General features: G+C 62.1%; 28 protein-coding genes and 1 pseudogene. 12 read left to right on the forward strand and 17 right to left on the reverse strand.

Annotated elements, in window-relative coordinates; translation table 11 throughout:
* Positions 1-73: 73 nt before the first annotated feature.
* Positions 74-901, reverse strand: coding sequence for a DsbA family protein (locus AB4Z53_RS01005; protein ID WP_441594260.1), 828 nt, complete (start codon positions 899-901; stop codon positions 74-76).
* Positions 902-1,015: 114 nt separating this feature from the next.
* Positions 1,016-1,522 carry a DUF721 domain-containing protein gene (locus AB4Z53_RS01010; protein WP_113537958.1) on the reverse strand — a complete coding sequence of 169 codons (507 nt, stop codon included), beginning with the start codon at positions 1,520-1,522 and terminating at the stop codon, positions 1,016-1,018.
* Between the two features lie 93 nt (positions 1,523-1,615).
* On the opposite strand from AB4Z53_RS01010, the gene mutY reads away from it, so the two are divergent.
* From mutY to AB4Z53_RS01025, 3 genes are all read left to right on the forward strand, one after another.
* Positions 1,616-2,704 carry an A/G-specific adenine glycosylase gene (gene mutY / locus AB4Z53_RS01015; RefSeq protein ID WP_441594261.1) on the forward strand — a complete coding sequence of 363 codons (1,089 nt, stop codon included), beginning with the start codon at positions 1,616-1,618 and terminating at the stop codon, positions 2,702-2,704.
* A gap of 81 nt (positions 2,705-2,785) precedes the next feature.
* Positions 2,786-3,403 carry an HAD family hydrolase gene (locus tag AB4Z53_RS01020; RefSeq protein ID WP_113537960.1) on the forward strand — a complete coding sequence of 206 codons (618 nt, stop codon included), beginning with the start codon at positions 2,786-2,788 and terminating at the stop codon, positions 3,401-3,403.
* Between the two features lie 92 nt (positions 3,404-3,495).
* Positions 3,496-4,422 carry a hypothetical protein gene (locus AB4Z53_RS01025; RefSeq protein ID WP_441594262.1) on the forward strand — a complete coding sequence of 309 codons (927 nt, stop codon included), beginning with the start codon at positions 3,496-3,498 and terminating at the stop codon, positions 4,420-4,422.
* 49 nt (positions 4,423-4,471) lie between these two features.
* Here AB4Z53_RS01025 and AB4Z53_RS01030 read toward each other — a convergent pair whose 3' ends face one another.
* From AB4Z53_RS01030 to AB4Z53_RS01045, 4 genes are all read right to left on the reverse strand, one after another.
* Positions 4,472-4,873: a YkvA family protein gene (locus tag AB4Z53_RS01030; protein ID WP_441594263.1), complete on the reverse strand. Its 402-nt coding sequence runs from the start codon at positions 4,871-4,873 to the stop codon at positions 4,472-4,474.
* Between the two features lie 246 nt (positions 4,874-5,119).
* Positions 5,120-6,250, reverse strand: a complete 1,131-nt coding sequence (locus AB4Z53_RS01035) for a site-specific DNA-methyltransferase (RefSeq protein WP_113537963.1) — start codon at positions 6,248-6,250, stop codon at positions 5,120-5,122.
* Positions 6,251-6,388: 138 nt separating this feature from the next.
* Positions 6,389-6,736, reverse strand: coding sequence for an antibiotic biosynthesis monooxygenase family protein (locus AB4Z53_RS01040; RefSeq protein ID WP_441594264.1), 348 nt, complete (start codon positions 6,734-6,736; stop codon positions 6,389-6,391).
* A 3-nt stretch (positions 6,737-6,739) separates the two neighbouring features.
* Positions 6,740-7,060, reverse strand: coding sequence for an NIPSNAP family protein (locus AB4Z53_RS01045; protein ID WP_441594265.1), 321 nt, complete (start codon positions 7,058-7,060; stop codon positions 6,740-6,742).
* Between the two features lie 93 nt (positions 7,061-7,153).
* Between AB4Z53_RS01045 and AB4Z53_RS01050 the strand changes: the two genes are divergently transcribed.
* Positions 7,154-7,834: an ArsR/SmtB family transcription factor gene (locus tag AB4Z53_RS01050; protein ID WP_113537966.1), complete on the forward strand. Its 681-nt coding sequence runs from the start codon at positions 7,154-7,156 to the stop codon at positions 7,832-7,834.
* A gap of 67 nt (positions 7,835-7,901) precedes the next feature.
* Here the strand turns inward: AB4Z53_RS01050 and AB4Z53_RS01055 are convergent, their stop codons facing one another.
* Positions 7,902-8,570 carry a GntR family transcriptional regulator gene (locus AB4Z53_RS01055; RefSeq protein WP_113537967.1) on the reverse strand — a complete coding sequence of 223 codons (669 nt, stop codon included), beginning with the start codon at positions 8,568-8,570 and terminating at the stop codon, positions 7,902-7,904.
* Positions 8,571-8,749: 179 nt separating this feature from the next.
* Between AB4Z53_RS01055 and AB4Z53_RS01060 the strand changes: the two genes are divergently transcribed.
* Positions 8,750-9,445 carry an HAD family hydrolase gene (locus AB4Z53_RS01060; RefSeq protein ID WP_113537968.1) on the forward strand — a complete coding sequence of 232 codons (696 nt, stop codon included), beginning with the start codon at positions 8,750-8,752 and terminating at the stop codon, positions 9,443-9,445.
* A 219-nt stretch (positions 9,446-9,664) separates the two neighbouring features.
* Positions 9,665-10,771, forward strand: a complete 1,107-nt coding sequence (locus AB4Z53_RS01065) for an ABC transporter substrate-binding protein (protein WP_113537969.1) — start codon at positions 9,665-9,667, stop codon at positions 10,769-10,771.
* 71 nt (positions 10,772-10,842) lie between these two features.
* On the opposite strand, the gene AB4Z53_RS01070 is transcribed toward AB4Z53_RS01065, so the two are convergent.
* Positions 10,843-11,394 carry a hypothetical protein gene (locus tag AB4Z53_RS01070; protein ID WP_441595207.1) on the reverse strand — a complete coding sequence of 184 codons (552 nt, stop codon included), beginning with the start codon at positions 11,392-11,394 and terminating at the stop codon, positions 10,843-10,845.
* 281 nt (positions 11,395-11,675) lie between these two features.
* On the opposite strand from AB4Z53_RS01070, the gene thrC reads away from it, so the two are divergent.
* The 4 genes from thrC to AB4Z53_RS01090 all read left to right on the forward strand — a co-directional run bounded on the left by thrC (position 11,676) and on the right by AB4Z53_RS01090 (position 18,214).
* Positions 11,676-13,076, forward strand: coding sequence for a threonine synthase (thrC, locus tag AB4Z53_RS01075; protein ID WP_441594266.1), 1,401 nt, complete (start codon positions 11,676-11,678; stop codon positions 13,074-13,076).
* A 16-nt stretch (positions 13,077-13,092) separates the two neighbouring features.
* Positions 13,093-14,394, forward strand: a complete 1,302-nt coding sequence (locus AB4Z53_RS01080; protein WP_113537971.1) for a M16 family metallopeptidase — start codon at positions 13,093-13,095, stop codon at positions 14,392-14,394.
* Positions 14,395-14,693: 299 nt separating this feature from the next.
* Positions 14,694-15,305 (forward strand): GNAT family N-acetyltransferase, encoded by a 612-nt coding sequence (locus AB4Z53_RS01085; protein WP_113537972.1) that lies wholly within the window; start codon positions 14,694-14,696, stop codon positions 15,303-15,305.
* Complete coding sequence (locus tag AB4Z53_RS01090) at positions 15,305-18,214, forward strand: EAL domain-containing protein (protein ID WP_441594267.1); 2,910 nt, start codon at positions 15,305-15,307, stop codon at positions 18,212-18,214. Before AB4Z53_RS01085 ends, AB4Z53_RS01090 begins: the two co-directional genes overlap by 1 nt.
* Positions 18,215-18,322: 108 nt before the next feature.
* On the opposite strand, the gene AB4Z53_RS01095 is transcribed toward AB4Z53_RS01090, so the two are convergent.
* Entirely contained in the window at positions 18,323-18,928 is a 606-nt protein-coding gene (locus AB4Z53_RS01095) for a YqgE/AlgH family protein (RefSeq protein WP_113538085.1), read from the reverse strand.
* A 169-nt stretch (positions 18,929-19,097) separates the two neighbouring features.
* On the opposite strand from AB4Z53_RS01095, the gene AB4Z53_RS01100 reads away from it, so the two are divergent.
* Positions 19,098-19,940, forward strand: a complete 843-nt coding sequence (locus AB4Z53_RS01100; protein ID WP_441594268.1) for a protein-disulfide reductase DsbD domain-containing protein — start codon at positions 19,098-19,100, stop codon at positions 19,938-19,940.
* Positions 19,941-20,014: 74 nt separating this feature from the next.
* On the forward strand, positions 20,015-20,500 hold the full coding sequence (locus AB4Z53_RS01105; protein WP_441594269.1) for a peroxiredoxin: 486 nt from the start codon (positions 20,015-20,017) through the stop codon (positions 20,498-20,500).
* A 47-nt stretch (positions 20,501-20,547) separates the two neighbouring features.
* On the opposite strand, the gene rnhA is transcribed toward AB4Z53_RS01105, so the two are convergent.
* The 8 genes and pseudogenes from rnhA to AB4Z53_RS01145 form a co-directional block, all read right to left on the reverse strand.
* A complete protein-coding gene (gene rnhA / locus AB4Z53_RS01110; RefSeq protein ID WP_113537975.1) occupies positions 20,548-21,015 on the reverse strand; it encodes a ribonuclease HI in 468 nt (155 codons plus the stop codon).
* On the reverse strand, positions 21,012-21,992 hold the full coding sequence (locus AB4Z53_RS01115; RefSeq protein WP_441594270.1) for a homoserine kinase: 981 nt from the start codon (positions 21,990-21,992) through the stop codon (positions 21,012-21,014). The genes rnhA and AB4Z53_RS01115 overlap by 4 nt, the downstream gene beginning before the upstream one ends.
* Positions 21,993-22,031: 39 nt before the next feature.
* Positions 22,032-23,042, reverse strand: coding sequence for a 4-hydroxy-3-methylbut-2-enyl diphosphate reductase (gene ispH / locus AB4Z53_RS01120; RefSeq protein WP_113537977.1), 1,011 nt, complete (start codon positions 23,040-23,042; stop codon positions 22,032-22,034).
* 3 nt (positions 23,043-23,045) lie between these two features.
* Positions 23,046-23,378 (reverse strand): annotated as a pseudogene (locus AB4Z53_RS01125) (DUF1304 domain-containing protein).
* Between the two features lie 88 nt (positions 23,379-23,466).
* Entirely contained in the window at positions 23,467-24,231 is a 765-nt protein-coding gene (locus AB4Z53_RS01130; RefSeq protein WP_291148168.1) for an SURF1 family protein, read from the reverse strand.
* Complete coding sequence (locus AB4Z53_RS01135) at positions 24,200-24,583, reverse strand: DUF983 domain-containing protein (protein WP_291148170.1); 384 nt, start codon at positions 24,581-24,583, stop codon at positions 24,200-24,202. The genes AB4Z53_RS01130 and AB4Z53_RS01135 overlap by 32 nt, the downstream gene beginning before the upstream one ends.
* Positions 24,580-25,068 carry a L,D-transpeptidase family protein gene (locus tag AB4Z53_RS01140; RefSeq protein WP_291148173.1) on the reverse strand — a complete coding sequence of 163 codons (489 nt, stop codon included), beginning with the start codon at positions 25,066-25,068 and terminating at the stop codon, positions 24,580-24,582. The genes AB4Z53_RS01135 and AB4Z53_RS01140 overlap by 4 nt, the downstream gene beginning before the upstream one ends.
* Before the next feature lie 101 nt (positions 25,069-25,169).
* Entirely contained in the window at positions 25,170-26,048 is an 879-nt protein-coding gene (locus AB4Z53_RS01145) for a cytochrome c oxidase subunit 3 (protein ID WP_291148176.1), read from the reverse strand.
* Between the last annotated feature and the right edge of the window lie 61 nt (positions 26,049-26,109).

Here is a 26,109-nt window from a genome sequence, read left to right on the forward strand (position 1 = left end):
TCTACCGCGCGGCAGAACGAAAAAAACGGGCGCACGGCTGCTGCCGTCGCCCGTTTTCAGGAAAAGCGAAGGATCAGAGCTTGCTGTCGATGAGGGCCGACATAACGTCAACCGACATGTCCCCCGAATAGTGTTCACCATTAACGAAGAAGGTCGGCGTCGACTGTACGCCGAAATCCTTTGCGCCCCGCTGCATAACAGAGTTCACATCATCCAGAAGTTTTTGGTTCGTCAAGCAGGCCTCGAAGCTCTCCTGTGTAAAACCGGCGAGTTTGGACATCTGCAGCAAGGCGTCGCGGCCATTCTGGGCTGCAGCCCACTGCTGCTGCTGCTTGAAGAGCATGGAGATCATCGGGAAGTACTGGCCCTCCGGGGCGCAGCGCGCCAGCATGAAGGCGGCCGCCGCGCGCGGGTCGAACGGGAATTCGCGCACGATGAAGCGAACCTTGCCGCTGTCGATGTACTTCGTCTTGATTGCTTCGAAGGTGTTGTTGTGGAAGGCCGCGCAGTGTGGGCAGGTCATCGACATGTATTCGACGATCGTCACCGGCGCATTGGCTTCGCCCAGCGCCATTTCCGGCAGGGCGCCCGGCTCCATCAGCTTGGCCGCATCGACGGAACCTTCCGACGACGGGAGCTCGACCTTCACGGGAGCGGTCGTCGCCTGAGCGACTTCAGTGCCTGTGGCCGGCTTCGCCTCGGTGCCTGCCGGCGCCGCGGCCGTCGATGCCGTGGTGATGGCGTCAGTCGCCGGCTTTGCCGCCGTCTCGCTCGCCTGGGTTGGCGCGGTCGATGCCGTTTCCTTCTTTTCGTCGCTGCAGGCAGCAAGCACCAGGGCGACGGTTGCGATGGCGGCACCGCTGAGCAGGCGTTTCGTAAGGTTCATTGCGGAAGCGGACATGATTTGACCCGTGTTCGGAGGGAATTGTGGTGCGGATTCGATATCTTGCCGCGCGCAGGGCGGCAAGTGGCCGGGCGTCAACAGAATTCAAAGAATTGTGACCGGCTGATGGCTCTATCGCCGACGCGGCGCCAGCACGGCCGTCCCGAGGCGCCGTAGAGCTGCCTTCAGTTCTTCGCTTTCGATACCCTCGACCATCGCCTCCAGCCGACGCGCGGGCTCGCCCGAAAGCTGCTTCGGCTTGCCGCGGTGTTTCGGCTGTACCGACACGGGCTTCTGGACGATACGCAGTTGCCCGATGGCATAGAAGCCGAAGAAGCCGTTGATGCGCTGGATCAGTTCTCCCTGGGCATGGGTCAGGAAAAGCGCACGCGCGCCTTCGCAGGCGACGGTCAGCACGCCCGGCTGGTAGCCACCCTCGCCTGCGATTTCCGAGACACGTCGCGGCCAGGCGATCTTCTCGGGCCGCGTGCAATCGGAAAAGTCTTCGCCGGCGATTTCGTCCCACGAGCCGAGCAACATTGTATTGATGCCAGCCCGCTTGGCGAGCACCGGGTCGATCAGGCCGTTGGCGACCTCACTGATCTGGACGACACCCTTGCGGGGCTTCTGCTCACTCACGAATGCGACTTTCTGTATGCAACGTCGATTGAGCCTTGATGCCGCGGCTCCGCTTCGCCAAGTATAGGCCGGAAACAGAACTCCCGGCAAATCATGCACGATACAATACCGGCGGCCGACGCCGCTCCCCTTCTTTTGGAATGGTACGACAGGCACCACCGCGACCTGCCTTGGCGTGTCTCGCCGCCTATGGCCAGCCAAGGGATCGTTGCCGATCCCTACCACGTCTGGCTGTCTGAGGTCATGCTGCAGCAGACGACAGTGCAAGCGGTAAAGGCCTATTTCGTGAAGTTCCTGTCACTGTGGCCGACCGTCGAGGACCTGGCGCGTGCGGACAGTGAGGACGTGATGAAGGCCTGGGCCGGGCTCGGCTACTATGCCCGCGCCCGCAACCTGAAGAAATGTGCCGAGGTTATCGCCAAGGATCACGGGGGTCGGTTTCCCGACACGGAAGACGGGTTGAAATCCCTTCCCGGCATCGGCGACTACACCGCGGCTGCGATCGCAGCCATCGCCTTCAACCGCAATAGTGCCGTGCTTGACGGCAATGTCGAGCGGGTGATCTCGCGCCTCTATGCGATCGAAACGCCCCTGCCCGCAGCGAAGCCCGAGATGCGGGCGCGTGTCGCCATCCTCACGCCTGACGATCGTCCAGGTGATTTCGCCCAGGCGATGATGGACCTCGGCGCGACGATCTGCACGCCGAAGCGGCCTGCCTGCTCGCTCTGTCCTTTCCGCGCGCACTGTCGCGCACTGGTCGTTGCCGATCCCGAAACCTTTCCGCGCAAGGCACAGAAGAAAGACAAGCCACTTCGGCGCGGCGCCGCCTTCGTCGCAATCGATGCCGACAATGCCGTCTATCTGCGAAAAAGGATCGAAACCGGCCTGCTTGGCGGCATGACAGAAGTGCCCGGAACCGACTGGACATCGCGACAGGATGGCGACACCACGCTCGCCTCCCAACCCTTTGCCGCCTCCTGGGAAGACTGCGGCACCATCAGCCACGTCTTCACGCATTTTGAGTTGCGTCTCTCGGTCTATCGCGCCAAAGTCGCGCGCGCCGGAACGGAGGGCAACGGCTGGTGGGAACCGGTTCACTCGCTGAAGGCCCAGGCGTTGCCAACCGTCATGAAGAAGGCAATCGCCCAGGCGATCCCGCATGCCTTCAAGACCGAGCGCTAGAACAGCGTGAGGAAGAAGGCGCGGCTTCCGCCCGCATCCGGCCCAACTCCTGATCTAAAAGACCAAGCAAGGAATACGTCCATGAGCAGCATCGACATCCGCCACATCGTCTTCGACATCGGTAAGGTGCTGATCCACTATGACCCCAACCTGCCCTATAGCCGCATCATCCCGGACGAGGCCGAGCGCGAATGGTTCTTCGCCAATGTCTGCACCCATGACTGGAACATCGAGCAGGACCGCGGCCGCACCTGGGAAGAAGCCGAAGCGCTGCTGATCAAGGATTTTCCCGAGCGCGAGGTGCAGATCCGCGCCTTCCGCAAGCATTGGCAGGAGATGGTGCCGCACGCCTATGTCGAGACGGTTGCGCTGCTGGAACGGCTGATCGCCGAAGGGCGCGACGTCACCATGCTGACGAACTTCGCCTCCGACACCTTCCGTGAGGCGCAGGTGCTCTATCCCTTCCTGACGCTGCCGCGCGGCGTCACCGTTTCTGGCGACGTCAAGCTGATCAAGCCCGATATCGCCATCTATCAAACCCACACGCGGACCTTCGGCCTGACCCCATCGGCGACGCTCTTCATCGACGACAGCATGCCCAACGTCGAGGCCGCGCGGATGGCCGGCTGGCATGCGGTGCACTTCGTCGACCCGGAAAAATTGAAGTCCGACCTCGCCGCCTACGGTGTCCATCCATAGGCCGACATTTCGCTCTTGGCCGCCCCGCAACGGCACGATTTTCGCCACGATTCACCATCACTACCTTAGATTGCAATACGAAGGAGTGATATATGAATAGTTTAGAATTGTGCGTGATACGGGACGGTGAGGCCAAGGAGGCCGTGGTCGTGGAAATCTATGCGACCACCGATGCGGGATATCGCGAAGAGGTGACTCTGGACGAGTTCAGGGAACATCTTTCCGAAAGCCGGATCGTCGTCGCTCGCAAGGAAGAGCGAATCGTCGGCTGGGCTGGCTTTCATTGCGATGCAGAACGCGACACGGACGAGACGACCTCACTGCGGGGCGCGGCCATCACGTTCCACGCCGACCAAGACGACATCCATGTGCTCTCCCGGCTGCTGCACGCCGCCGCCGAGGAGGTCCGCCCTGACGGCGTTGTGTGGCCTTCGCGCATAGGCGAATTCCATGAACAGCTAGCCGGAGAAACCGGCGCCGTCGCGCATCGAGAACTGTTCAGGGTGTGGCAGACGCCGCGCGAAGCTTGGCCAGCCACCTCAGATTTTCCGCTCGCCGAAACATCGGCCATCCGCACACCACTGGCTGACGAGGCTCTAGGCCGGTACGCTGATTTCTTCACCAAAGCCAAGGTCACGCGTTGCAGCGAGGAGAGCTGCACCACGACCTGGGACACGACCATGGTTGCAGAGGAGCTTGCTCAACGCGAAGGTCACGGGCTGACTCAGGTATTGGACGAACAGGGATGCGTTACAGGCGAAGCCTTCGCCTTTGCCGGCGGTGATGAGATGATGCTCGTGATTACCCAGCATCAGGCAACGACGAAAGGCCTGACCGCGCTCATTGCCGCATTGCTGGAGCGCATCCGTGTCACGCATCCGCAGATCGGCATCGTCACGATCGAGGCGGAGCCCGACGAACTGGGGCCGCTTGTGCCGGCGCTTGCAGCATGCGGCTTCGAAGACAAGGGTGCCCGCGTCCTCTACCATTTGCGCCCACGGGGAGCGCCGGACCTCTAAAGGCAGCGTGCCAACGCTTCGCGGCGGCACCGATCGCCGCGAACCCTCTTCATGGCTTGGCCGAGAGAAAGCCCCAGGCGAGCCAGGCCGCAACGACTGCGGCCACGAACCAGATACACAGGATCGCAACAAATCCGCCTCGGCTGGAGGGGCGCCTCTCCTGTGCCGTCGCCCGTTGCCGGAATTCATCCATGAGCGCCGGCGGCACGAGACGCACCGCCAGAAGGATGCCGAGCGGAACGAGGATCAGATCATCGAGGTAGCCGAGTACCGGAATGAAGTCGGGGATCAAATCCACCGGCGACAGCGCGTAGGCGGCCACGGCGCCGGCAACGAATTTCGCCGAAATCGGCGTTCGAGGATCTCGTGCAGCGAACCAAAGTGCGACGACGTCACGTTTGATTTGACGTGCCCATTGCTTGGCGCGCTGGAGGCGATCGGGCGAGGTCATGCGGATGGCAACCCTTGTTCGGGTGAAAACTGGTTACGCCGAACCCTATTTCCCGACGTAAGAATTGGCAATCAGGTGCAGCTTCTTTGCCTCTCCTTATCAGCCGCTTCGGCAAGGAGACCGACAACAAACAAATGCCCGGAACCCTCACGTCGAGGATTCCGGGCATTTAAAGCTCTCCTTCCGGGACTGAAGGTACAAAAACCGGTTAGAGCGCTTTTCGAAGGATCTGGCGGAACTGGTTGATCAGTTCAGTTTTGCCAGATCATTTCGAATGACGGTTCTGAGTTCGTCGATGGGCTTCAGGGTGTTCCCTTCTTCGAAATGCCAGAATGTCCATCCGTTGCATGCATCAAGCCCCTGGACCTTGGCGCCCAGGCGATGAATTGAACCGGCTTCTCCGCCGGAAGCGACCGTGCCGTCGGCCCTGACGATTGCGCTGTAACGGCGCTTGGCATCCGTCAGAACCGTGCCGGGCTTGATCAGCCCGCTCTCGATCAAGGTGTTGAAGGCGACACGGGGCTCGGCCTTCTTTCCGGTCATGACGGAAAGCATCGCCTTGCCGAGCGGCTCGACGGCGTCGATGCGCGCCGATGCCGCGTCGATATATTCCTGTTCGCGCTCGATACCGACGAAGTGCCGGCCGAGGCGCTTGGCAACGGCACCGGTGGTGCCGGAGCCGAAGAAGGGATCGAGGATGACGTCGCCCGGCTTGGTCGATGCCATCATGATGCGGGCGAGAAGCGCTTCCGGCTTCTGCGTCGGGTGCACCTTCTTACCGTCGTCGCCCTTGAGGCGCTCGTGTCCCGAGCAGATCGGGAACAGCCAGTCGGAGCGCATCTGCACATCGTCGTTGGCCGCCTTCATCGCATCGTAGTTGAAGGTGTAGCCCTTGGCATTGGCGTTCGGCGTCGCCCAGATCAGCGTTTCATGGGCGTTCTGGAAACGGCGGCCCTTGAAGTTCGGCATCGGGTTGGTCTTGCGCCAGATGATGTCGTTGAGGATCCAGAAATGCAGGTCCTGCAGGATCGCACCGACGCGGAAGATGTTGTGGTAGGAGCCGATGACCCAGAGGGTGCCGGTCGGCTTCAGCACGCGGCGGCAGGCGAGCAGCCAGGCGCGGGTGAAGGCATCATAGGCCTCGAAGGAGGCAAACTGGTCCCATTCGTCGTCGACGGCATCGACCACCGACTGGTCGGGACGGGTCAGCATTCCGCCGAGCTGGAGGTTATAGGGCGGGTCGGCGAATACGACGTCGACCGAATTGTCGGGAAGCGCGTTGAGCGCGGCCACGCAGTCACCCTTGATGATGCTGTCGAGCCAGCCCAGCGGGCGGGTGGAGCGGGAGACTTCGGCAAGCGAAACAACTGAAGACATGGACAACTCGCAAATACGCTTACTCGGAACGGATCATGGAGCTTATGGTTACCGAAGATGGTTACCAAAGCCTGAAGGCCGTTCCGAAAAAGTGCGTAGTCACGCCATGTTAGTGAGTTCTTTTGCTGCGACGATTCACTAGGCGTCGTGAAAGGCGCGGCTGTCGGCCGGCGCTTCACGGCGCTCGTTCAGCCCGTAATCGCGGATGACGGAGGCGATGCGCAAGCGGTAGTCGGCGAAGACGCCATGACGTCCGGCGTCCTGGGCGGCGCGGTGTTCTGCGCCATTGCGCCAGACTTTCACCGCCTCCTCGTCACGCCAGAAGGACAGGGACAGCACCTTGTCGGGATTGGAGAGACTCTGGAACCGCTCGATCGAGATGAAACCATCGATGTCGTCGAGCAGCGGGCGCAGATCGGCGGCAATGCCGAGATAGGTGTCGCGCCGGCCCTCGGCGGGCAGGACTTCGAAGATGACGGCGATCATGTTTCACTTACCTCCAACGGGGGCGGATACGTTCTTCAGGAAAATCCGGTCCTCCCTCAGGATAAACCGTTCGCGGCGGGAGAAGGCATAATTCTCACGGCCGAGCGGATCGGCGGCAAGCCGGGCGCGATAGGCCTCATAGGCCGCGAGATTCTCGATGTTGTAGACTCCAAAGGCCGTCGTCGCTGAACCCTCGTGCGGTCCGAAATAGCCGATGAGGTCGGCACCGCAGCGCGGGATCGCCTCGCCCCAGTTGCGGGAATAGGTGGCAAACTCCTCTTTTTTGAAGGGATCGATTTCGTAGCGGATGAAGCAGGTGATCATCGTCGTCTCCTTGTGGCCGGGCATAGCACCCGGCTTTCGATGGGATGACTATGCCTGCTTGTCCGACGGGAATGCTTCGACTACGATCGAAGTATGAAGGAAGGCCCCGACATCGCCCTCATCGGATCGCTGATCGGCGATCCAGCCCGCGCCAACATGCTGACGGCGTTGATGGGCGGTCGCGCGCTTACGGCAACCGAGCTTGCCACCCATGCCGGGATAACGCTTCAGACCGCCAGTTCCCACCTTGCTAAGCTCGAGGCTGGTGGCCTGCTGACACAGCGCAAGCAGGGTCGACATCGCTATTTTCAACTTGCCGAAGACGAAGTCGGCCTGATGCTCGAGAACCTGATGGGCTTTGCCGCCAGCCGCGGCATGAACCGTCATCGCCCGGGCCCGAAGGATCCGGCGCTCCGGAAGGCGCGCGTCTGCTACAACCATCTCGCCGGCGACTATGGCGTGCGCATGTATGACAGCCTGATTGCCGAAAAGCAGATCGAGATCAACGGCGACGATCTCGCACTGACCCCGGCCGGCCAAGATCGGATCGAGGCTCTGGGCATCGACTACTCGGCACTCAAGAAATCGCGTCGTCCGATTTGCCGCACCTGTCTCGACTGGAGCGAACGACGGACGCACCTCGCCGGCTCGCTCGGTGAGGCACTGCTGACGCTCTTCATCGACAAGGGTTGGGCGAAGCGGGAGGCCAACAGCCGCGCCATCCGCTTTACCTCCAGCGGTGAGAAGGCCTTCTCCGAGCTGTTTCCGCAATAGCCAAGCTATGTGCCTCAATCGGCGCATTCCGCACGGAAATTCGCGACGCACTTTTCCCGGATTTGCTCTAGCCGACGATCGAAAACGCCTCGCGCGTTTCGCCGGCGGCTGTTCTCACCGGCGTCTTGCCGATCCAGCCCACATGCCGCTCGAGGATCTTTGCGGCTTCGTCGCCGCGGCCTTCGCGCAGGGCCGCAAGGATTGCGCGATGGTCATGGTCGGTGCGCGCTTCCCAGCTCGTGCGCCAGGCGGAGAAGAGAAAACGGGCGCTTGCGGCATGCAGATCGTCGATGGCGGCAAGCAGCCGCGGCATGCCGCACGGCTGCAGGATCAGACGATGAAAGGCGCGGTTTGCCGCTTCCCAGGAGCGCACGTCGCGCGAGGTGTCTGCGGCCATGGTAGCGGCCTCCGCCCGGTCGAGGATCGCCGGCGTCAGATGCGGAATCGCATGGCGAAGCGCCAGCACCTCGAGAACGGCGCGCATCTCCGCGACCTCCCTCACCTCCTTGAGATCGAAGGAGGCGACGCGAACGCCGCGGCGCGGTTCGCTGACGGCAAGCCCCTGAGCCTCCAGCCGTCGAAAGGCCTCGCGAACGGGAACGTGGCTCGCACCGAATTCCTCGGCGATGTGATCCTGCCGCAAGCGCTCCCCGGGCATCAGGATACCGGAGATGATCCTCTCGGCGAGAGCCCTGCTGATGCGACTTGCAAGCGTATCGTCCTGTTGCTTTTCCATCGCCTACAGATAGAGCCGCGAAACAATACTGTCGAGCAAGCGCAGCAGCGGTTTCGATGATTTCCAAAGGTTGAGCTTTCGGCTGCCATCGTATAAAGCTCTGGCGTACGAAGCCCCGTGCCGCGCGAGCCATCCTCCCCCCGCCTGCGGCGCCTTCTCCTCCCAGGGAACTGTTCCAAATGACCGGTATCGATCTCATCATTTTTGATTGCGACGGCGTTCTCGTCGATTCCGAAATCATCGCCTCGGAAGTCGAAGCGGCACTGCTGACCGAAGCGGGTTACCCGATCAGCGTCGAAGAAATGGCCGAGCGCTTTGCCGGCATGACCTGGCACAACACGCTGCTTGAGATCGAGAGGGAGGCGAGCATTCCGCTTTCCGCATCGCTGATCGGCAAGGTCGACACCATCCTCGACCAGCGCCTGGAACGCGATGTCAAGATCATCGACGGCGTCAAGCCGATGCTGCTGCAGCTAACCCTGCCCCATTGCATCTGCTCCAACTCCACCTCGGCGCGCCTGGCGATGATGCTCGGCAAGGTCGGCATCAAGGACCATTTCGGCCCGCGCATCTACTCGGCGCGCGACCTCGGCCCCGACCGCGTCAAGCCGAAGCCGGACATCTTCCTGCACGGCGCCAAGCAGATGGGCGTGGACCCGTCGCGGGTACTCGTAATTGAGGACTCGGTGCATGGCATCCATGGCGCGCGCGCCGCGGGCATGCGCGTCGTCGGTTTCACCGGCGGCTCCCACACCTTCCCGTCGCATGCCGACAAGCTGACGGAAGCCGGCGCCGAAACCGTGATCTCGCGCATGACGGCGTTGCCGGGCGTGATTTCAGCGCTTTCGGAATGGTCGGAATCGTTGACGGCCTGACGCCGCTCAACGGCCCCACCCCTTTCGCTCCTGCCTTCTGGCCGGAGTGAGAAAAAAGCCTTCGGCCACCACGGCAGGCGTCCGATTAGACGCCGAGGGACACGATGACACATTGAAGTGGCACCGTGTCCCTTAGAAAATCTCCCCGGTTTTCGAAAAGCCGCGCACGAGGGCCATATCAAGCAAGCCCCATCAGGGGTATTTCTAGGAGGAAACACTATGCGTCTTTCAATGTTGACTGGCCTGACCCTGGCCGCCAGCGTCGCCTTCGGCCCGCTCGCCTTCGCCGATATCACCGTTGGCGTCATCACGCCGCTCACCGGCCCGGTCGCGGCCTATGGCGAGCAGGTGAAGAACGGCGCGGAAACGGCCGCGGAAGAGATCAACAAGGCTGGTGGCATCAACGGTGAAAAGATCGTTCTGAAGCTGCTCGACGACGCCGGCGACCCGAAGCAGGCCGTTTCGGTGGCCAACCAGGCAGCCGGCGAAGGCATCCGCTATGTCGTCGGCCCGGTGCTTTCGGGCACCTCGATGGCGGCTTCCGACATTCTCGCCGAAAACGGCATCCTGATGGTAACTCCGACGGCAACGACGCCTGACCTCACGACCCGTGGCCTCTGGAACGTGCTGCGCACCTGCGGCCGTGACGACCAGCAGGCCGAAGTCGCCGCTGCCTATGTGGTCAAGAACCTCAAGGACAAGAAGGTCGCCGTCCTGCACGACAAGGCGCCTTACGGCAAGGGCCTTGCTGACGGCTTCAAGAAGGCGATCAACGCAGGCGGCATCACCGAAGTTGTCTATGAAGGCCTGAACCCGGGCGACAAGGACTTCAGCGCCATCGTTACGCGCCTCAAGTCCGAGAACGTCGATGTCGTCTACTTCGGCGGCTACCATCCGGAAGGCGGCCTGCTCGCGCGCCAGATGCACGACCAGGGCGTGAAGGCACAGATCTTCGGCGGCGACGGCCTGTCGAACACCGAGTTCTGGGCGATCGGCGGCGAAGCTGCGACCGGCACGATCTACACCAACGCCAGCGACGCGACCCGCAACCCGGCGTCGGCTCCGGCCGTCGAAGCGCTGAAGGCGAAGAACATTCCAGCCGAAGCCTTCACTCTCAACGCCTATGCCGCCGTGCAGGTGCTGAAGGCCGGCATCGAGAAAGCCGGTTCTGCCGAAGACGCGACTGCGGTTGCCACCGCGATCAAGTCCGGCGAAGCAATCGACACCGTGCTCGGCAAGCTGACCTACGGCGAAGCCGGCGACCTGACCTCGCAGGCGTTCTCGCTCTACAAGTGGGAAGGCGGCAAGAGCGTTCCGGCCGAGTAAGCCGGCGCAGGATGGAAATGAAAACGCCGGGGCAAGCCCCGGCGTTTTTTTTGTGCGGTATGCGCCGCAGCCTACTTCTTCTTGCCCTTGGCCGGCGGGCCCTCGTCGAAGCCGACATAGACGGTGACGTTGGACCCGGCGCCAGCCGGCAGCGCCACGTTCGCCTTGGTGAAGACGAATTGCGCCGAGCCGGTGGATGGGATTTCCACCGCCTGCTGCGTCAGTTCGGAGTAGAGCGTCTTGTCGTCGTCGGTGGCAGCGACACGGATCGGCATGGTGATCTTGCCGGGGCCGCCCGCCGGACCGGCGACCACACGTCCCTGCACCACGACGGTTATCGACAATGCGCCTTCGCTCTGCACGCACTGGCGCGTGGTGTCGGCGAGTGAGGCCTGGTAGACGACCTTGGTCGGGTCGTTCTTGGCACCCTTAGCGTAGCTGGTGAACACCGACGTGCCATCACGCAGGACGACCTGCGGGCACGCGGCCTGGACGACGGCTGGCGTCGGAGCGGTGGCGCTGCCGCCCGCTTCGATCGCTCCGCCGGATTGCGTCTTGTTACAGCCGGCGAGGACCGCGAGAAAAGATATTGCGAGAACAGGCCGGGATACTTTGCCAAACACGTTGAACAACCTCTGCTGGACCGGTTGAAACTCCTTGACCGAAATCTCGGCCGGAAGACCTTTCATGGCCTTCGGGCATCGTCTATAGCAGCGACAAACTGAAAAATCGATTGGGTCGGCGTGTCCCTTCCGAATTTTCCGAAGCCTGATTTACGGCCGGAAATTGCGTTGGTGACAAGAATAGATGCAGACTTTGTCAAGGACTGACGCAATAAGACGGGCATGCCGCGGCGCCGTTTCCCAGGGTCGCGGCCATCCTTGAGGTGGGACGAAGGACAACCATGGTGAAGTATATCTCGACGCGCGGCGAAGCCGCTCCTCTCGGCTTCTGCGACGCGCTGCTGGCCGGTCTTGCGCGCGACGGCGGTCTTTATCTCCCCAAGGAATGGCCGAAGTTTTCCAAGAAGGAAATCCGGGGCTTGCGCGGCAAGTCGTACCAGGAAATCGCGTTCACGGTGCTCGAGCCCTTCATCAATGGCGAGATTCCGGCGGCCAAGTTCCGCGAAATGATCGACGAAGCCTACGCCACCTTCCGCCACCCTGCGGTCGCGCCGGTCGTGCAGACGGGTCCGAACGCCTTCGTCATGGAACTCTTCCACGGCTCGACGCTCGCCTTCAAGGATGTGGCGATGCAATTGCTTGCGCGATTGATGGACTATGTTCTCGCCGAGCGTGGCGAGCGCGCCACCATCGTCGGCGCGACTTCGGGCGACACCGGCGGTGCGGCCATCGACGCCTTTGCCGGCCGTGAACGTACCGACATCTTCATCCTCTTCCCGCACGGCAAGGTTTCGCCGGTGCAGCAGCGGCAGATGACGACATCGAACGCATCCAACGTCCATGCCATCGCCGTCAAGGGCAACTTCGACGACTGCCAGAACCTGGTCAAAGCCATGTTCAACGACGCGGCCTTCCGCGACCGCGTCAAGCTTTCGGGCGTCAACTCGATCAACTGGGCGCGCATCATGGCCCAGATCGTCTACTACTTCACCACGGCAGTCGCGCTCGGAGGGCCGGACCGCAAGATCTCCTTCACGGTCCCGACCGGCAACTTCGGCGACATTTTCGCCGGTTACGTCGCCAAGCGCATGGGCCTGCCGATCGACAAACTGGTGATCGCTACCAACGAGAACGACATTCTCGCCCGCACGCTGAAGACGGGTCGCTACGAGATGCGAGACGTCAAGGCGACGACCGCACCGTCGATGGACATCCAGATCTCCTCGAACTTCGAGCGGCTCCTGTTCGAGGCGAACGACCGTGATCCGGGCGAAGTGCGCTCGGCGATGGACGGCCTCAAGCAGTCCGGCTCCTTCACCATCCGCGAAAAAGCGCTGAAGGCCATCCGCAAGGAGTTCCGCTCCGGTCGCGCCTCGGAGAAGGACGTCGCCAGGACGATCGCCAAGACGCTGGAAAAAGCCGGCTATCTGCTTGATCCGCACAGCGCCGTCGGCGTCTTCGTCGCCGCCAAGCACGAGAAGCCGGCTGCTCCCATGGTGACGCTCGCCACCGCCCATCCGGCGAAATTCCCGGACGCTGTAAAATCGGCAAGTGGTATTGACCCGGCGCTTCCGACGTGGCTTGCTGACCTCATGAACAGGGAGGAGCGTTTCGATATCCTGGATCCGGACCTGAAGAGCGTCGAGACCTTTATCGGCGAGCGCACCCGTCTCCGGGGGTAAGAACGAGAAGAAACGTATGATGAAAGTTGAGTGCACCCGGCTCCCTTCCGGGTTGACGGTGGTAACCGAGCAGATGCCGCATCTCGAAAGCGTGGCGCTCGGGGTGTGGATCAAATCCGGTTCGCGCAATGAAACCCTGGGCGAACATGGCATTGCCCACCTGCTTGAGCACATGGCTTTCAAGGGCACCGCGCGGCGAACCGCCCGCCAGATTGCCGAAGAAATCGAAAATGTCGGCGGCGAAGTCAACGCTGCGACCTCGACCGAGACGACGTCCTACTATGCCCGTGTCCTCAAGGATCACGTGCCGCTGGCAGTCGATATTCTCGCCGACATCCTTACCGAATCCAGCTTCGACGACGAGGAACTGCGGCGCGAGAAGCACGTGATCCTGCAGGAGATCGGCGCTGCCGACGACACGCCGGATGACGTCGTCTTCGACCGTTTCGCCGAGACCGCCTATCGCAACCAGACCGTCGGCCGGCCGATCCTCGGCACGCCGGATACGGTCATGTCGTTCTCCGCCGACCAGATCCGCCAGTATCTCGGCCGCAATTACACCACCGACCGCATGTTCGTGGTCGCAGCCGGCGCCGTCGAACACGACGCCTTCGTGCGCCAGGTGGAGGAGCGCTTCTCATCGCTTCCGCGTACGCCGATCGCAACCCCGGTGCTCGAAGCAGCGCGCTATACGGGCGGCGAGAGCCGCGAAACGCGCGACCTGATGGACGCCCAGGTGCTGCTCGGCTTCGAGGGCAAGGCCTATCACGCCCGCGACTTCTACTGCTCGCAAATCCTCGCCAACATCCTCGGCGGCGGCATGTCCTCCCGCCTCTTCCAGGAAGTGCGCGAACACCGTGGCCTCTGTTATTCGGTCTATGCCTTCCATTGGGGCTTTTCCGACACCGGCATCTTCGGCGTGCATGCGGCAACCGGCGGCGAGAACCTGCCGGAACTGATGCCCGTCATCGTCGACGAGCTGCGCAAGTCCTCGATGAACATCGAGCAGCAGGAAATCGAACGGGCGCGCGCCCAGATCCGTGCACAGTTGCTGATGGGCCAGGAAAGCCCGGCCGCCCGCGCAGGTCAGATCGCCCGCCAGATGATGCTCTATGGGCGTCCGATCCCGAACGAAGAACTGATGGAGCGCCTCTCCGGCATCACCATCGAGCGATTGACCGACCTTGCCGGCCGGCTGTTCTTCGATACGACGCCGACCCTTTCGGCAATCGGCCCGCTGGAGCAGCTTGCTCCCATGAACGATATCCTGTCGTCATTGACCGGCAAGACCGCCGTTCAGCACGCCGTCGCCAGCTAACCGGCTTCGATCATTTCATGGTTTCATTGAAACCGTGAAATGATCGAAACCTTTCGGCGCCTGCGCAATTCCTGGCGGAGACCATCCGAGCCCAATCCTGGATTAGCCTTGGGCCGGCGAACGCGTAGCTGGCGCAAACGTCGTGCTCGAATGGTGAAGTCTTTGCGTCTTTTCGCAAAATCGGATTCGATTTGCGCGCAAAGTTGTGCAAGGTTTCGGTTTGTGACAGCGCAAAGGCGCGCTGCCGGGCGGATGATAAAAGGTCCCCGCACGCAAACTGGACGGCCTCGGAGGCACCTATGACACGATCGGTTTTTCGGTTCCTGTCGCGGCAGCCGGAGACGATCGAAATCGCCGACCAGAATTATCTGCTGCGACTCCCCCGCTATGCCGACTATCGCCAATGGTATCAGCTCCGAAGCGAGAGCCGCGCCTTCCTGGAACCATGGGAACCAACCTGGCGCACCGACGAGATGACCGAGAGCGCCTATCGCAGCCGGGTGATCCGCAACGAGCAGGAATACTCCTCAGGGCAAGCGGTGCCGCTCTTTCTTTTCCACAAGCCAGACGAGATGCTGCTCGGGGGACTTACGATCGGCCACATCCGCCGCGGCGCCGGGCAAAACTGTATGATCGGCTACTGGATGGGCGCGCGCCACGCCGGCAAGGGCCACATGTTTGCGGCCCTGAGACTCGCTATTCCCTACATCTTTTCGACCCTTGAGTTGCACCGTATTGAAGCAGCCTGTATTCCGGACAACTCAAGAAGCATCCGGCTCCTTGAAAAGGCCGGTTTTGCGCGTGAAGGCTACTTAAGACAGTACTTGAGAATTAATGGCCAGTGGCGCGACCACGTGCTCTTTTCTCTCCTGTCCGACGATGCCCTACCGAACAGGAATATGCCCCTTTGATGCCCCTAGCCCGCTCGCCCTTCGCCTGGTCAGCCTCGAAGCTGGCAGCGTTTCTGATTACGCTCACAACGTTTTTCTGCGCGCTCGGCGGTGCGGCCCAGGCTCTGGAGCCAGTGAAGATATCGCGCGAGGACACCGCGCTCGACCTGACAGCAACCACCGAAATCTACAGCGGCCGCAACGAAGCCTTCCAGGTCTCGACAGCGCCCGGAACCGACGGCATCGTGCGCCGCATCGAGGTGCGCTCCAGCAGCGAGGACCACCAGGGCGACTGGGCGGTGTTCGCGCTTGCCAACGTTTCTGCCGAACCGCTCGACCGCGTGATCGTCGCACCGCATTTCCGGTTGGTGAATTCCAAGCTGTTCTGGCCAGACCTCGGCTCCAAGCGCATCTTATCGATCACGCCCAGCGAAGGTTTCGCGCTCAGCCGCGAGCCGAGCGACGAAGCGGACGTCTTCCGCATCACGTTGGCGCCGGGCGTCATCATCACCTTCGTCGCTGAACTCGCGACACCCGAACTGCCGCAGATCTACCTCTGGGAGCCGGACTCCTACAAGGATACGGTCAACGCCTTCACGCTCTATCGCGGCATCGTGCTCGGCATTGCCGGTCTGCTTGCGGTGTTCCTGACCATCCTCTTCGTCGTCAAGGGTACCTCGATGCTGCCGGCAACCGCGGCGCTCGCCTGGGCGGTCCTTGCCTATATCTGCGTCGATTTCGGCTTCCTATCGAAGCTCATCAGCGTGACGGCCGGTGACGAGCGAATATGGCGAGCAGGCACCGAGGTGTTCCTGGCGGCGGGCCTGGTGATCTTCCTGTTCACCTATCTCAATCTGAACCGCTGGCATCAGCATCTCGGTTACGCAACGCTCGCCTGGATTCTGGGCCTCGGCCTGCTCTTCGGCGTCGCCGTCTACGATCCCGCGATTGCATCCGGTATCGCCCGCCTCTCCTTTGCGCTGACGGGAACGGTCGGCATCGTGCTGATCGCCTATCTCGGCTTCAACCGCTATGACCGGGCGATCCTGCTGGTGCCTGCCTGGCTGCTCATCCTCGTCTGGCTCTTCGGCGCATGGTTGACCGTCACCGGCCAGCTTGCCAACGACATCGTGCAGCCGGCGCTCGGCGGTGGTCTCGTGCTCATCGTGCTCCTGATCGGCTTCACCGTCATGCAGCATGCGGTTGCCGGCAGTGGTTACCAGCAGGGCCTGTTCTCCGATCTCGAGCGCCAGTCGCTCGCGCTCACTGGGTCCGGCGACACCGTCTGGGACTGGGACGTCGCCCGCGACCGGGTGGTGACCATGCCGGATATCTCGACCCAGCTCGGGCTGTCGCTCGGCAGCATGCACGGCCCCTTGCGCAACTGGTTGCCGCGCCTGCATCCTGATGATCGCGACCGCTTCCGGGCGACGCTCGACGTGCTTCTGGAGCGTCGCCGCGGCAAGCTCAACCACGAGTTCCGCGTGCGCGCCGAAGACGGCCATTATCACTGGCTTTCCATTCGCGCCCGGCCGGTGCTCGGCGCCAACGGCGAAATCATCCGCTGCGTCGGCACGATCATCGACATCACCGAACAGCGCAATTCCGTCGAGCGGCTGCTGCACAATGCGCTGCTCGACAATTTGACCGGCCTTCCGAACCGCCAGGTGTTTCTCGATCGGTTGCAGTCAATCCTGCTGATGGCCGACGGCAGCAATTCGGCGCGCCCGACGGTGCTTGCGATCGACATCGACCGCTACAAGCAGGTCAACGATCTCCTGGGCATTGCCGCCGGCGACAACATCCTCATCGCGCTGACGCGGCGGCTGCGCCGGCTGCTGCGCCCACAGGACACGCTTGCCCGCCTCGGTGGCGACCAGTTCGGCCTGATCCTGATGTCCGAGCGTGACCCCGCCAAGGTCGCAGATTTCGCCGACGCGGTGAGCAAGGCGATCATGGTGCCGCTCAACTACGGCAACCGTGAAATCAACCTGACGGCATCGATCGGTCTCGTCTCCTGGCTCGATCAGGAGCAAAGCGCCGCCGGCCTGCTTGACGACGCCGAGCTCGCCATGTTCCGGGCGAAGAAGGAAGGCGGCAACCGTGTCGAGCCGTTCCGCCCTGCTTTCCGAACCTCCGGATCGGACAGGCTTCAGCTCGAAGCAGACCTCAAGAAGGCGATCGAGCGCAAGGAGCTTTCGCTGGTGTATCAGCCGATCGTACGGTTGAACGACGCGGAGATCGCCGGCTTCGAGGCGCTGATGCGCTGGGACCATCCGAAGCGCGGCAACATCTCGCCGACCGAGTTCATTCCGATCGCCGAGAATTCCGACCTTATCAACCAGCTCGGCATGTTCGCTTTCGACAAGGCGACGAGCGACCTGACGGAATGGCAGCTGCAGACCGGCGACCTGCCGATCTTCGTCTCGATCAACTTGTCGAGCGCGCAGTTGCTCAACAACGAGCTCTATGACGACGTTCGCGCGATCCTCACCAAGAACCGCTGCGATCCGGGCAAGGTGAAGATGGAACTGACGGAATCGCTCGTGATGGAAAATCCCGAGCAGGCCCGCCTCGTGCTTGAAAAGCTGAAGGAAGCCGGTCTGAAGCTGGCACTCGACGACTTCGGCACGGGCCATTCGTCGCTTTCCTACCTCACCCGCTTCCCCTTCGACACGATCAAGATCGACAAGGCGCTGGTGCGCGACCCGAGCGACAAGCGCGGCATCCTGCTGCGTTCGGTCATCACCATGGCGCGCGAGCTCGATATGCAGGTGGTGGCCGAAGGTATCGAATCCGAGGACGATGCGATCCAGCTCTCGCAGATGGGCTGCGACTACGGCCAGAGCTTCCTCTTCGGTCCCCCAATCGGCTCGGAATCGATCCAGCGGCTGCTGAAGGAGCGCTTTCCCCTGATGAAGCGGGCGTGAACGCGGCCTAACGCCGCCGCGCAGCGACCAGAGCCCGTCGGCAACCGCTCGACGGGCTTTTTGTTTCAGCGTGAATGATCTGAATGGAGCCGGCAGCTAATCCGGCAATCAGGCGTGGCCCGCATCCACGGACAGCATCGCGGCCGATACGCCCATCAGCGCCAAGGCCCGGTCGTATTTATCGTCCAGCGCCTTGTCGAAGATCAGTTCGTCACGTGCCGGGCATGTGAGCCAGCCATTCTGGGTGATTTCCGCTTCGAGCTGGCCTGGGCCCCAGCCGGCGTAGCCGAGCATCATGGTCGCCCTCACCGGCCCCTCGCCGCGCGATATGGCGCGGACGATGTCGAGCGTTGCCGTCAGGCAGATGTCGTCGCTGACCGGGATGCTGGAATCGCTCAGATAGTCGTCGGAATGCAGCACGAAGCCGCGGCCCGTCTCGACCGGACCGCCGGCCTGAATCTGGAAATCCCGCGTCATCTGCGGGAGCCGGATCGCCTCGTCCTCATCAAGAATATCAAGGTGAAGCAGCACGTCGGGAAAGGTCAGTTGCTGAGGCCGGTTGAGCACGAAGCCCATCGCGCCATCGCCCGAGTGGGCGCAGATGAAGATGACCGTGCGGGCGAAATTGGCATCAAACATTCCCGGCATGGCGATCAGGAACTGACCGTCAAGGAAACCTCGCTCCCGTCTCTTTTGCGCCATCGGAGTCGACATCATGGGAACAGCCTATCAATTCGCCGCGAAATGAAAAGCGCCTCTGCGTCGCGGCCTGGAAATATTGCACGCACGGCGTTCACTTCGCCGTGTCCGATCAAGTGATTATGATCGTTGCTCTCTTTGGAGCGTCTGGAGCCTCACCGGCAAAAGCGATATTGCTTCCGGCATGACCCAGTGCCCCACACACCACAACATGGCCCAGTTGATTGGCGCGGCAAGCCTCGTCGCCGGATTTTTTCTTGGCCCCGCCGCAGAGGCCGCCACCAGCGAATGGGTCACCTCCCCCGGCGGCATGATCCGCCTCGTCGCGGCGCAGCCCAGGCAAGATGGGACGATCCCCGCAACGCTCGAAGTCAAGCTCAATGCCGGCTGGAAAACCTACTGGCGTGAACCGGGCGCAAGCGGCATTCCCCCGCAAGTGACGATCGACCCGGCAAGCGGCGTCGTGCTCGAAAAGGTCGGATTCCCGGTACCGAAGACGTTCGACGATGGCGTGGTGCGCTATGTCGGCTACGACAAGCCGGTCGCTTTCCCGCTGGTGCTGAAGCGGGTCCAAGGCACGGGCGACGTCACGCTTCGCGCCTCGGTGTTTCTCGGCATCTGCGAGGACATCTGCATCCCGGTCCAAGGCGAACTGACGCTGGCGCTGAAAGCGGGCGACTTCGACAATCCGCTCGATAGCGCGCGCATCGAAGACGCCGTCGCTGCTTTGCCGGAAGCGCCTTCCAAGGACTTCGCCGTCACGGCGAGCCACTATGATGCCGAAAAAGCCCTGCTGCGCCTTTCCGTGCATGTGCCGGACGGCGCGGACCATCCGGAGCTGTTTTTGGCCGGCCCCACCGGGGTTTCCTTCGGCAAGCCCGAGATCGCGGTCGAGGGCGAGGCGAGCCTCGGCGCTGCCGTTCCCGTCCGCCTTTCCGGCAAAGACAGGGAACTCAAGGGCAAACCGATCGTTGTCACCATACGCGCCAAGGGCCGCAGCATGGAGACGACCCTTGCCTTTGATTAGGCCACATCTATAGTCCGCCGAGTTCTCCGACACGTGCGGAGAAGCAAGGACGCAAGCAACGCAAGGAGAGTGCCGTGACCATTGCCGTCGGAGACAAACTGCCAGCCGCAACCTTCAAGGAAAAAACCGCCGACGGTCCGGTGGAAATCACCACCGATCAGCTCTTTGCGGGCAAGCGCGTCGTGCTTTTCGCCGTTCCTGGAGCCTTCACGCCCACCTGCTCTCTCAACCATCTGCCCGGCTACCTCGAAAACCGCGACGCGATCCTCGCCCGCGGCATCGACGATATCGCCGTCGTCTCGGTCAATGACCTGCATGTGATGGGCGCCTGGGCAACCGCGTCCGGCGGCATGGGCAAGATCCACTTCCTCTCCGACTGGAACGCCGCCTTCACCAAGGCGCTCGGCATGGACATCGACCTGTCGGCCGGAACGCTCGGCGTCCGCTCGAAGCGCTATTCGATGCTGGTGGAAGATGGCGTCGTGAAATCGCTCAATCTCGAAGAAAGCCCCGGACAGGCGACCGTTTCGGGCGCTGCCGCCATGCTCGAGCAGCTCTGAGCGCAGAAGTAGTGCGAACGAAAAACGGGCCTCAACGGCCCGTTTTCTTATTTCACGAGAAGAGAGTCCGAACGGCGCCCCTTCTTGTAGGGTTCCATACCCTTGCGGGCGAGTTCGTCAGCGCGCTCGTTTTCCGGATGGCCGGCGTGGCCCTTGACCCAATGCCACGTCACCTTGTGGCGACGGTTGGCTTCGTCCAGCCTTTGCCAGAGCTCGCCGTTCTTCACCGGCTTCTTGTCCGCGGTTTTCCAGCCATTCTTCTTCCAGCCGTGGATCCACTTGGAGATACCGTCCATCACATATTTGCTGTCGGTATGCAGATCGACCTCGCAGGCGCTCTTCAGCGCGTCGAGCGCCGAGATCGCTGCCAGAAGTTCCATGCGGTTGTTGGTCGTTTCCGCCTCGCCGCCCGAGAGTTCCTTTTCCACCTCACCGTAGCGCAGCACTGCGCCCCACCCGCCCGGCCCCGGATTGCCGGAGCAGGCGCCGTCGGTAAAGATATCGACATGTTTCATGCCCGGCCCTCTTCGCGTCTCAGGCCGTATTCCGCGCTCGAAGCGATGGCGCGGTGGAAGCGGATCTTCGTCAGATATTCGAGCGGATCCTTCTTGACCACGAGCGCGCCAGCGGGCGTCATCAGCCAATCGTAGAGCCGCGTCAGGAAGAAGCGCAACGCCGAACCGCGGCAGAGCAGCGGCAACGCATCGACCTCGGCTGGCGTCAGCCTGCGCACGCTCTCGTAGCCCGAAAGCATCGCCATGCCCTTGGTGATGTTGTAAGAGCCATTCTTCTCGAAGCACCAGGAGTTCAGGCAGACGGCGACGTCATAGGCAAGATAGTCGTTGCAGGCGAAATAGAAGTCGATCAGGCCGGACAACTTGTCGCCGAGGAAGAAGACGTTGTCCGGGAAGAGATCGGCGTGGATCACTCCGTCAGGCAGGGATTTCGGCCAATGGCGCTCCAGATGCTCGAGTTCCGCCGAGATCTCGTCCTTGAGACCCGACTGCACCTCGTCCGCGCGCGCCTCGGAATTGACCCAGAGGGGCCGCCAGCCACCGACCGAGAGCGCGTTGGCGCGCTTCAGCGTGAAGCCTTCACCAGCGAGATGCATGGCGGCAAGCGCCCTGCCAACCTCGTGGCAGTGTTTTGCCTCGGGCTTGCGAAGCCACATACCCTCGAGGAAGGAGATGACGGCGGCCGGGCGGCCCGAGAGCTCACCAAGCAGTTCGCCATCGGCCCGCGGCAGCGGCAGCGGGCAAGACAGCCCTCGCTCGGCAAGGTGATGCATCAAGCCCAGGAAGAACGGCAGGTCGCCGGCGTTCACCCGCTTTTCGTAAAGTGTGAGAATGTAGGAACCCTTGGTCGTGTGCAGCAGGAAGTTGGAGTTCTCCACGCCCTCGGCGATCCCCTTGTAGGAGGTCAGCTGGCCGACGTCATAGGCGGTTAGAAAACGGGAGAGATCGTCTTCCGTGATATCGGTGTAAACTGCCAAGGTTTTCCACTCTCAAGAATATGCGGGCAAGGAATGTGATTATTCGCCGTTGACGAAGGCCATGTCGGCGGCGGTCAGCGGCACGTGGCGGATCTCGCGATTGACGAGGAAGTTTTCGTTTTCCTCGACGGTATCGGCAAGTTCGACCTTTGCATCGTAACGCTCGCGGAAGGCCTCGATGATCTCGTTGACAATCACCTCAGGCGCCGAGGCGCCAGCCGACAGGCCCACCGTTGCGATATCGCCCATCTCGTCCCAGTCGATTTCCGACGCACGCTGTACCAGCACCGATTTCTTCGCGCCCGCTCGCAACGCCACTTCGACCAGACGCTTGGAATTGGATGAGTTGGGCGCACCGACGACGAGGAACAGGTCACAGCCGGGTGCTGCCTGCTTCACCGCTTCCTGGCGGTTTGTGGTGGCGTAGCAGATCGAGTCGGCAGCCGGCGCGGTTAGGTTCGGGAAGCGCTCGTGCAGCCGCTTGATGACGCCGGCGGTGTCATCGACAGAGAGTGTCGTCTGGGTGACGAAACCGAGATTGTCCGGATCCGGCGGCTGGTACACATCGGCATCCTCGACCGTTTCGACCAGCGACACGGCGCCTTCGGGCAACTGTCCCATGGTGCCGATCACTTCCGGGTGGCCGGCATGGCCGATCAGCACGACGTGCCGACCGAGGCGGTTGTGGCGCATTGCCTGCTTGTGGACCTTGGAGACCAGCGGGCAGGTAGCGTCGAGATAGAAGAGATTGCGGGCGTCGGCATCCGCGGGCACCGATTTCGGCACGCCGTGGGCCGAAAAGACGACCGGCTGCTTGCGGTGCTCCGGCGGGATCTCGTCGAGTTCCTCGACGAAGATCGCGCCCTTGGCCTCGAGTCCCTCGACGACATAGCGGTTGTGCACGATCTCGTGACGGACATAAACCGGGGCGCCGAACTCCTTCAGCGCCAAAACGACGATCTGGATGGCCCTGTCGACGCCGGCGCAGAAACCGCGCGGACCGCAGAGGCGAATGGTGATCGGGGATTTTGCTGCCGCTGATGATGCCATGGATCAGAATGCCACTAGAAGGAAAACAAGCGCTGCGATCGCCGGGCCGCCCTGGATGAAGAGGATGCGCGGCATGACCGACCAAGCGCCATATATAGCGGCAACGACCACGCACACAAGGAAGAACACCTTCAGCTCGAAGGCAAAGGACGGTTCCAACTGGATCAGCTACCAGAACAGGCCAGCGGCAAGAAAGCCGTTATAGAGCCCCTGGTTTGTCGCCAGCCCCCGTGTTGCCTCCGCCTGCTCCGGCGTCATGCGGAAGACAACCCTCCTCTGGGGCCTGGTCCGCAGGAGCATCTCCAACACGAGGAAGCCGACATGCAGCAACCCCATCAAGCCAATCAGGGCGTTTGCGAAGACCGCCACCCTTGTTCCTCGCCGTCATGCTACCGGCAGGGTTGGCACAGTGCCGTCGCCTGGGCTATCGCCCGCGACGTAGCGCGTAAAGACCGCTGACCAGCACCAGTGCCGCCGCAAGACCATACCAGGTCAAGGCGTATTGCAGGTGGTTGTTGGGCAGGTCGAACTGGGTGACACCGCCAATCGGCAAGCCGCCGGGGTTGGGCGTCGCATCGGCATCGACGAACAGCGGCACGACCTTGTCGGCGGGAAGGCCGACCGATGATGCCATCGTGTCGAGGTCCTTCCAGTAGAAGATGTTCTTGGCCAGATCATTGTCCGGAACGAGCGACGATGGTTTTTCGGTGAGCTTGGGCCGTGCAAGGCCGACGACACCGACGAAGGCGGGAAGCTCACCGGCAAGACGGGTCGACGCATCCTTCTGCTCGAAAGGCACGAAACCGCGATTGACGAAGAGAAAGCGGTCGTCATCCAACCGTAGCGGCGTGAAGACGTAGTAGCCGGTGCGGCCATTGAACGTGGCGAAGAAATGCCGCTCCTTGGTGTGGTCGAATCTGCCGGTCACCGTGACGGTGCGGTAGTCGATGTCACCGCCCTCGGCGAGCATCTTCTCGATGTCGGCGAGTGGCACCGGTGGCGCCGACCGATGCTCCTGAATTGCGGTCAGCAGGCCTTCCTTCCAATGCAGCCGCTGCATCTGCCAGGTGCCGAGCGAAACAAGGGTGGCGAAGACAACGGCGAGCAAAAAGAAAGCGCCGAGGCGTCCGAGAAGGCTGCGCTTCTTGACTTCGATCTCAGCCACGGTCGATCTCGCCCGGGCGCGCATTGTTGCGGTACTGCAGATTGATCAGAACGCCCTTGAGCATCCGTGTCAGCCCAAGGCTGAGGATGACCGCAAGCGGGATCCACAAGATGAAATGCAGCCAGAGCGGCGGGTTGAAATTGACCTCCGCCCACAGCGCCGCACCGACGACGACGAAGCCGACGATCAGGATCACGAACACCACCGGGCCGTCGCCGGAATCGGCAAAGCGATAGTCCAGGTCACAGCTCGCACAGGTCGGCTTCACCTTGAGGAAACCGTCGAACAGCTTGCCCTGGCCGCAGCGCGGGCAAAGTCCCTTGATCCCTGTCATCACCGGGTCCACCGGCGGGAAATGTGCCTTGTCTTCGCTCACGGCTTGATCTCGATTGGCGTGTTGTTGGGAACCATTGCCCAGATTTCTTCCATTTCGGCATTGGTAACGGCAATGCAACCGTTCGTCCAATCGTAGCGCTGCGTCAAAAACGCCAGCCAACCGAAATAATTGGGCTGACCATGGATCATGATCATGCCGCCCGGATCGACACCGCTTGCGGCAGCGGCAGAGACATCGGCCGGCGCCGGATAGGAGACATGAATGGACTTGTAGTAGCCGCTGCCTGGATTGCGCCAGTCGAGAGAATAGAGCCCTTCCGGCGTCCTCTCGTCGCCCTCCTGCCGCTTGTGGCCAACGGGGTTGCCGCCAAGCGCCACCGTGTATTCGCGGATCATCTGGACGCCGCGGAAGAGCTGCAACAGCCGCCTTTCCTTGTGAACGACGACCCGATCGGCGACATCGGCCGCCGTGGCCGAAACGCATCCGACCAGAACCGCCGTGCCTGCAATCGATGCAACCCGCATTGCGCGCCTCCCCGGTGTGTTCCCTTGGCGCAGACCACCAAAAGAACAAGGCGGCTGCATGGCTGCAACCGCCTTGTTCGAAGACTTACAGGCTCACGAAATTAGCCGTGAGCGATCGGCGCACCCCAGCTGCCCCAGATGTAGATGGAGAAGAAGAGGAACAGCCAGACAACGTCAACGAAGTGCCAGTACCAGGCTGCGGCTTCGAAACCGAAGTGCTGCTTCGGCGTGAAGTCGCCACGGAGCGCACGGACGAGGCAGACGAGCAGGAAGATCGTGCCGACCAGGACGTGGAAGCCGTGGAAACCGGTCGCCATGAAGAAGGTCGCGCCGTAGATCGAGTCCTTGAAGGCGAACGGAGCGTGGGCGTATTCGTAGCCCTGGACGAAAGAGAACAGCACGCCGAGCGCAACCGTCAGCGACAGGCCAGAGATCAGGCCCTTGCGGTCGTTGTGCAAGAGCGCGTGGTGTGCCCAAGTAACCGTCGTGCCCGAGAGCAGCAGAATGACGGTGTTGTAGAGCGGCAGGTGCCACGGGTCGAGCACTTCGATGCCCTTCGGCGGCCAGACGCCGCCGGTGAAGGAGGCGCGTGTTGCCTGGATGGCTTCACCCGGGAACAGGCTCGCATCGAAGAAGGCCCAGAACCAGGCCACGAAGAACATCACTTCCGAAGCGATGAACATGATCATGCCGTAGCGCAGGTGCAGCGACACGACGCGGGTATGGTGACCCTCGTGCGCTTCCTTCACCGTGTCCGACCACCAGCCGAACATGGTGTAGAGAACGATGATGAGACCGGCGAGCAGGATCCAGACGTTGGCAAGCTCGAGGCCGAAGATCTTCAGCGAGCTGCCCGCGAGGTAGCGCATGTAGCAAATGCCGCCAAACGCCATGACAAAGGCGCCGATCGAGGCAAGCAACGGCCAGGGGCTCGGGTCGATGATGTGGTAGTCATGATTCTTCTGATGCGCACCGGCCATGTCAGTAATCCCCGATATGTCTCTCTCTTGTCGCCCTTCCGGCATAGCCGAAAAGGACCTC

Origin of the sequence: Ensifer sp. 2TAB8, from assembly GCF_052115125.1 — a bacterium.
Taxonomy (GTDB): domain Bacteria; phylum Pseudomonadota; class Alphaproteobacteria; order Rhizobiales; family Rhizobiaceae; genus Ensifer.

Bases quoted from the DNA above. Each gene is read 5' to 3' on its own strand.
- AB4Z53_RS01025 (WP_441594262.1), top strand. From the start codon at position 3,496: ATGAATAGTTTAGAATTGTGCGTGATACGGGACGGTGAGGCCAAGGAG.
- AB4Z53_RS01065 (WP_113537969.1), top strand. From the start codon at position 9,665: ATGCGTCTTTCAATGTTGACTGGCCTGACCCTGGCCGCCAGCGTCGCC.
- AB4Z53_RS01095 (WP_113538085.1), bottom strand. From the start codon at position 18,928: ATGTCGACTCCGATGGCGCAAAAGAGACGGGAGCGAGGTTTCCTTGAC.
- AB4Z53_RS01035 (WP_113537963.1), bottom strand. From the start codon at position 6,250: ATGTCTTCAGTTGTTTCGCTTGCCGAAGTCTCCCGCTCCACCCGCCCG.
- AB4Z53_RS01045 (WP_441594265.1), bottom strand. From the start codon at position 7,060: ATGATCACCTGCTTCATCCGCTACGAAATCGATCCCTTCAAAAAAGAG.
- AB4Z53_RS01040 (WP_441594264.1), bottom strand. From the start codon at position 6,736: ATGATCGCCGTCATCTTCGAAGTCCTGCCCGCCGAGGGCCGGCGCGAC.
- AB4Z53_RS01100 (WP_441594268.1), top strand. From the start codon at position 19,098: ATGACCCAGTGCCCCACACACCACAACATGGCCCAGTTGATTGGCGCG.
- AB4Z53_RS01080 (WP_113537971.1), top strand. From the start codon at position 13,093: ATGATGAAAGTTGAGTGCACCCGGCTCCCTTCCGGGTTGACGGTGGTA.
- thrC (WP_441594266.1), top strand. From the start codon at position 11,676: ATGGTGAAGTATATCTCGACGCGCGGCGAAGCCGCTCCTCTCGGCTTC.
- AB4Z53_RS01030 (WP_441594263.1), bottom strand. From the start codon at position 4,873: ATGACCTCGCCCGATCGCCTCCAGCGCGCCAAGCAATGGGCACGTCAA.
- mutY (WP_441594261.1), top strand. From the start codon at position 1,616: ATGCACGATACAATACCGGCGGCCGACGCCGCTCCCCTTCTTTTGGAA.
- AB4Z53_RS01020 (WP_113537960.1), top strand. From the start codon at position 2,786: ATGAGCAGCATCGACATCCGCCACATCGTCTTCGACATCGGTAAGGTG.
- AB4Z53_RS01055 (WP_113537967.1), bottom strand. From the start codon at position 8,570: ATGGAAAAGCAACAGGACGATACGCTTGCAAGTCGCATCAGCAGGGCT.
- ispH (WP_113537977.1), bottom strand. From the start codon at position 23,042: ATGGCATCATCAGCGGCAGCAAAATCCCCGATCACCATTCGCCTCTGC.
- AB4Z53_RS01140 (WP_291148173.1), bottom strand. From the start codon at position 25,068: ATGCGGGTTGCATCGATTGCAGGCACGGCGGTTCTGGTCGGATGCGTT.
- AB4Z53_RS01085 (WP_113537972.1), top strand. From the start codon at position 14,694: ATGACACGATCGGTTTTTCGGTTCCTGTCGCGGCAGCCGGAGACGATC.
- AB4Z53_RS01060 (WP_113537968.1), top strand. From the start codon at position 8,750: ATGACCGGTATCGATCTCATCATTTTTGATTGCGACGGCGTTCTCGTC.
- AB4Z53_RS01090 (WP_441594267.1), top strand. From the start codon at position 15,305: ATGCCCCTAGCCCGCTCGCCCTTCGCCTGGTCAGCCTCGAAGCTGGCA.
- AB4Z53_RS01145 (WP_291148176.1), bottom strand. From the start codon at position 26,048: ATGGCCGGTGCGCATCAGAAGAATCATGACTACCACATCATCGACCCG.
- AB4Z53_RS01050 (WP_113537966.1), top strand. From the start codon at position 7,154: ATGAAGGAAGGCCCCGACATCGCCCTCATCGGATCGCTGATCGGCGAT.
- rnhA (WP_113537975.1), bottom strand. From the start codon at position 21,015: ATGAAACATGTCGATATCTTTACCGACGGCGCCTGCTCCGGCAATCCG.
- AB4Z53_RS01005 (WP_441594260.1), bottom strand. From the start codon at position 901: ATGTCCGCTTCCGCAATGAACCTTACGAAACGCCTGCTCAGCGGTGCC.
- AB4Z53_RS01130 (WP_291148168.1), bottom strand. From the start codon at position 24,231: ATGCGCGCCCGGGCGAGATCGACCGTGGCTGAGATCGAAGTCAAGAAG.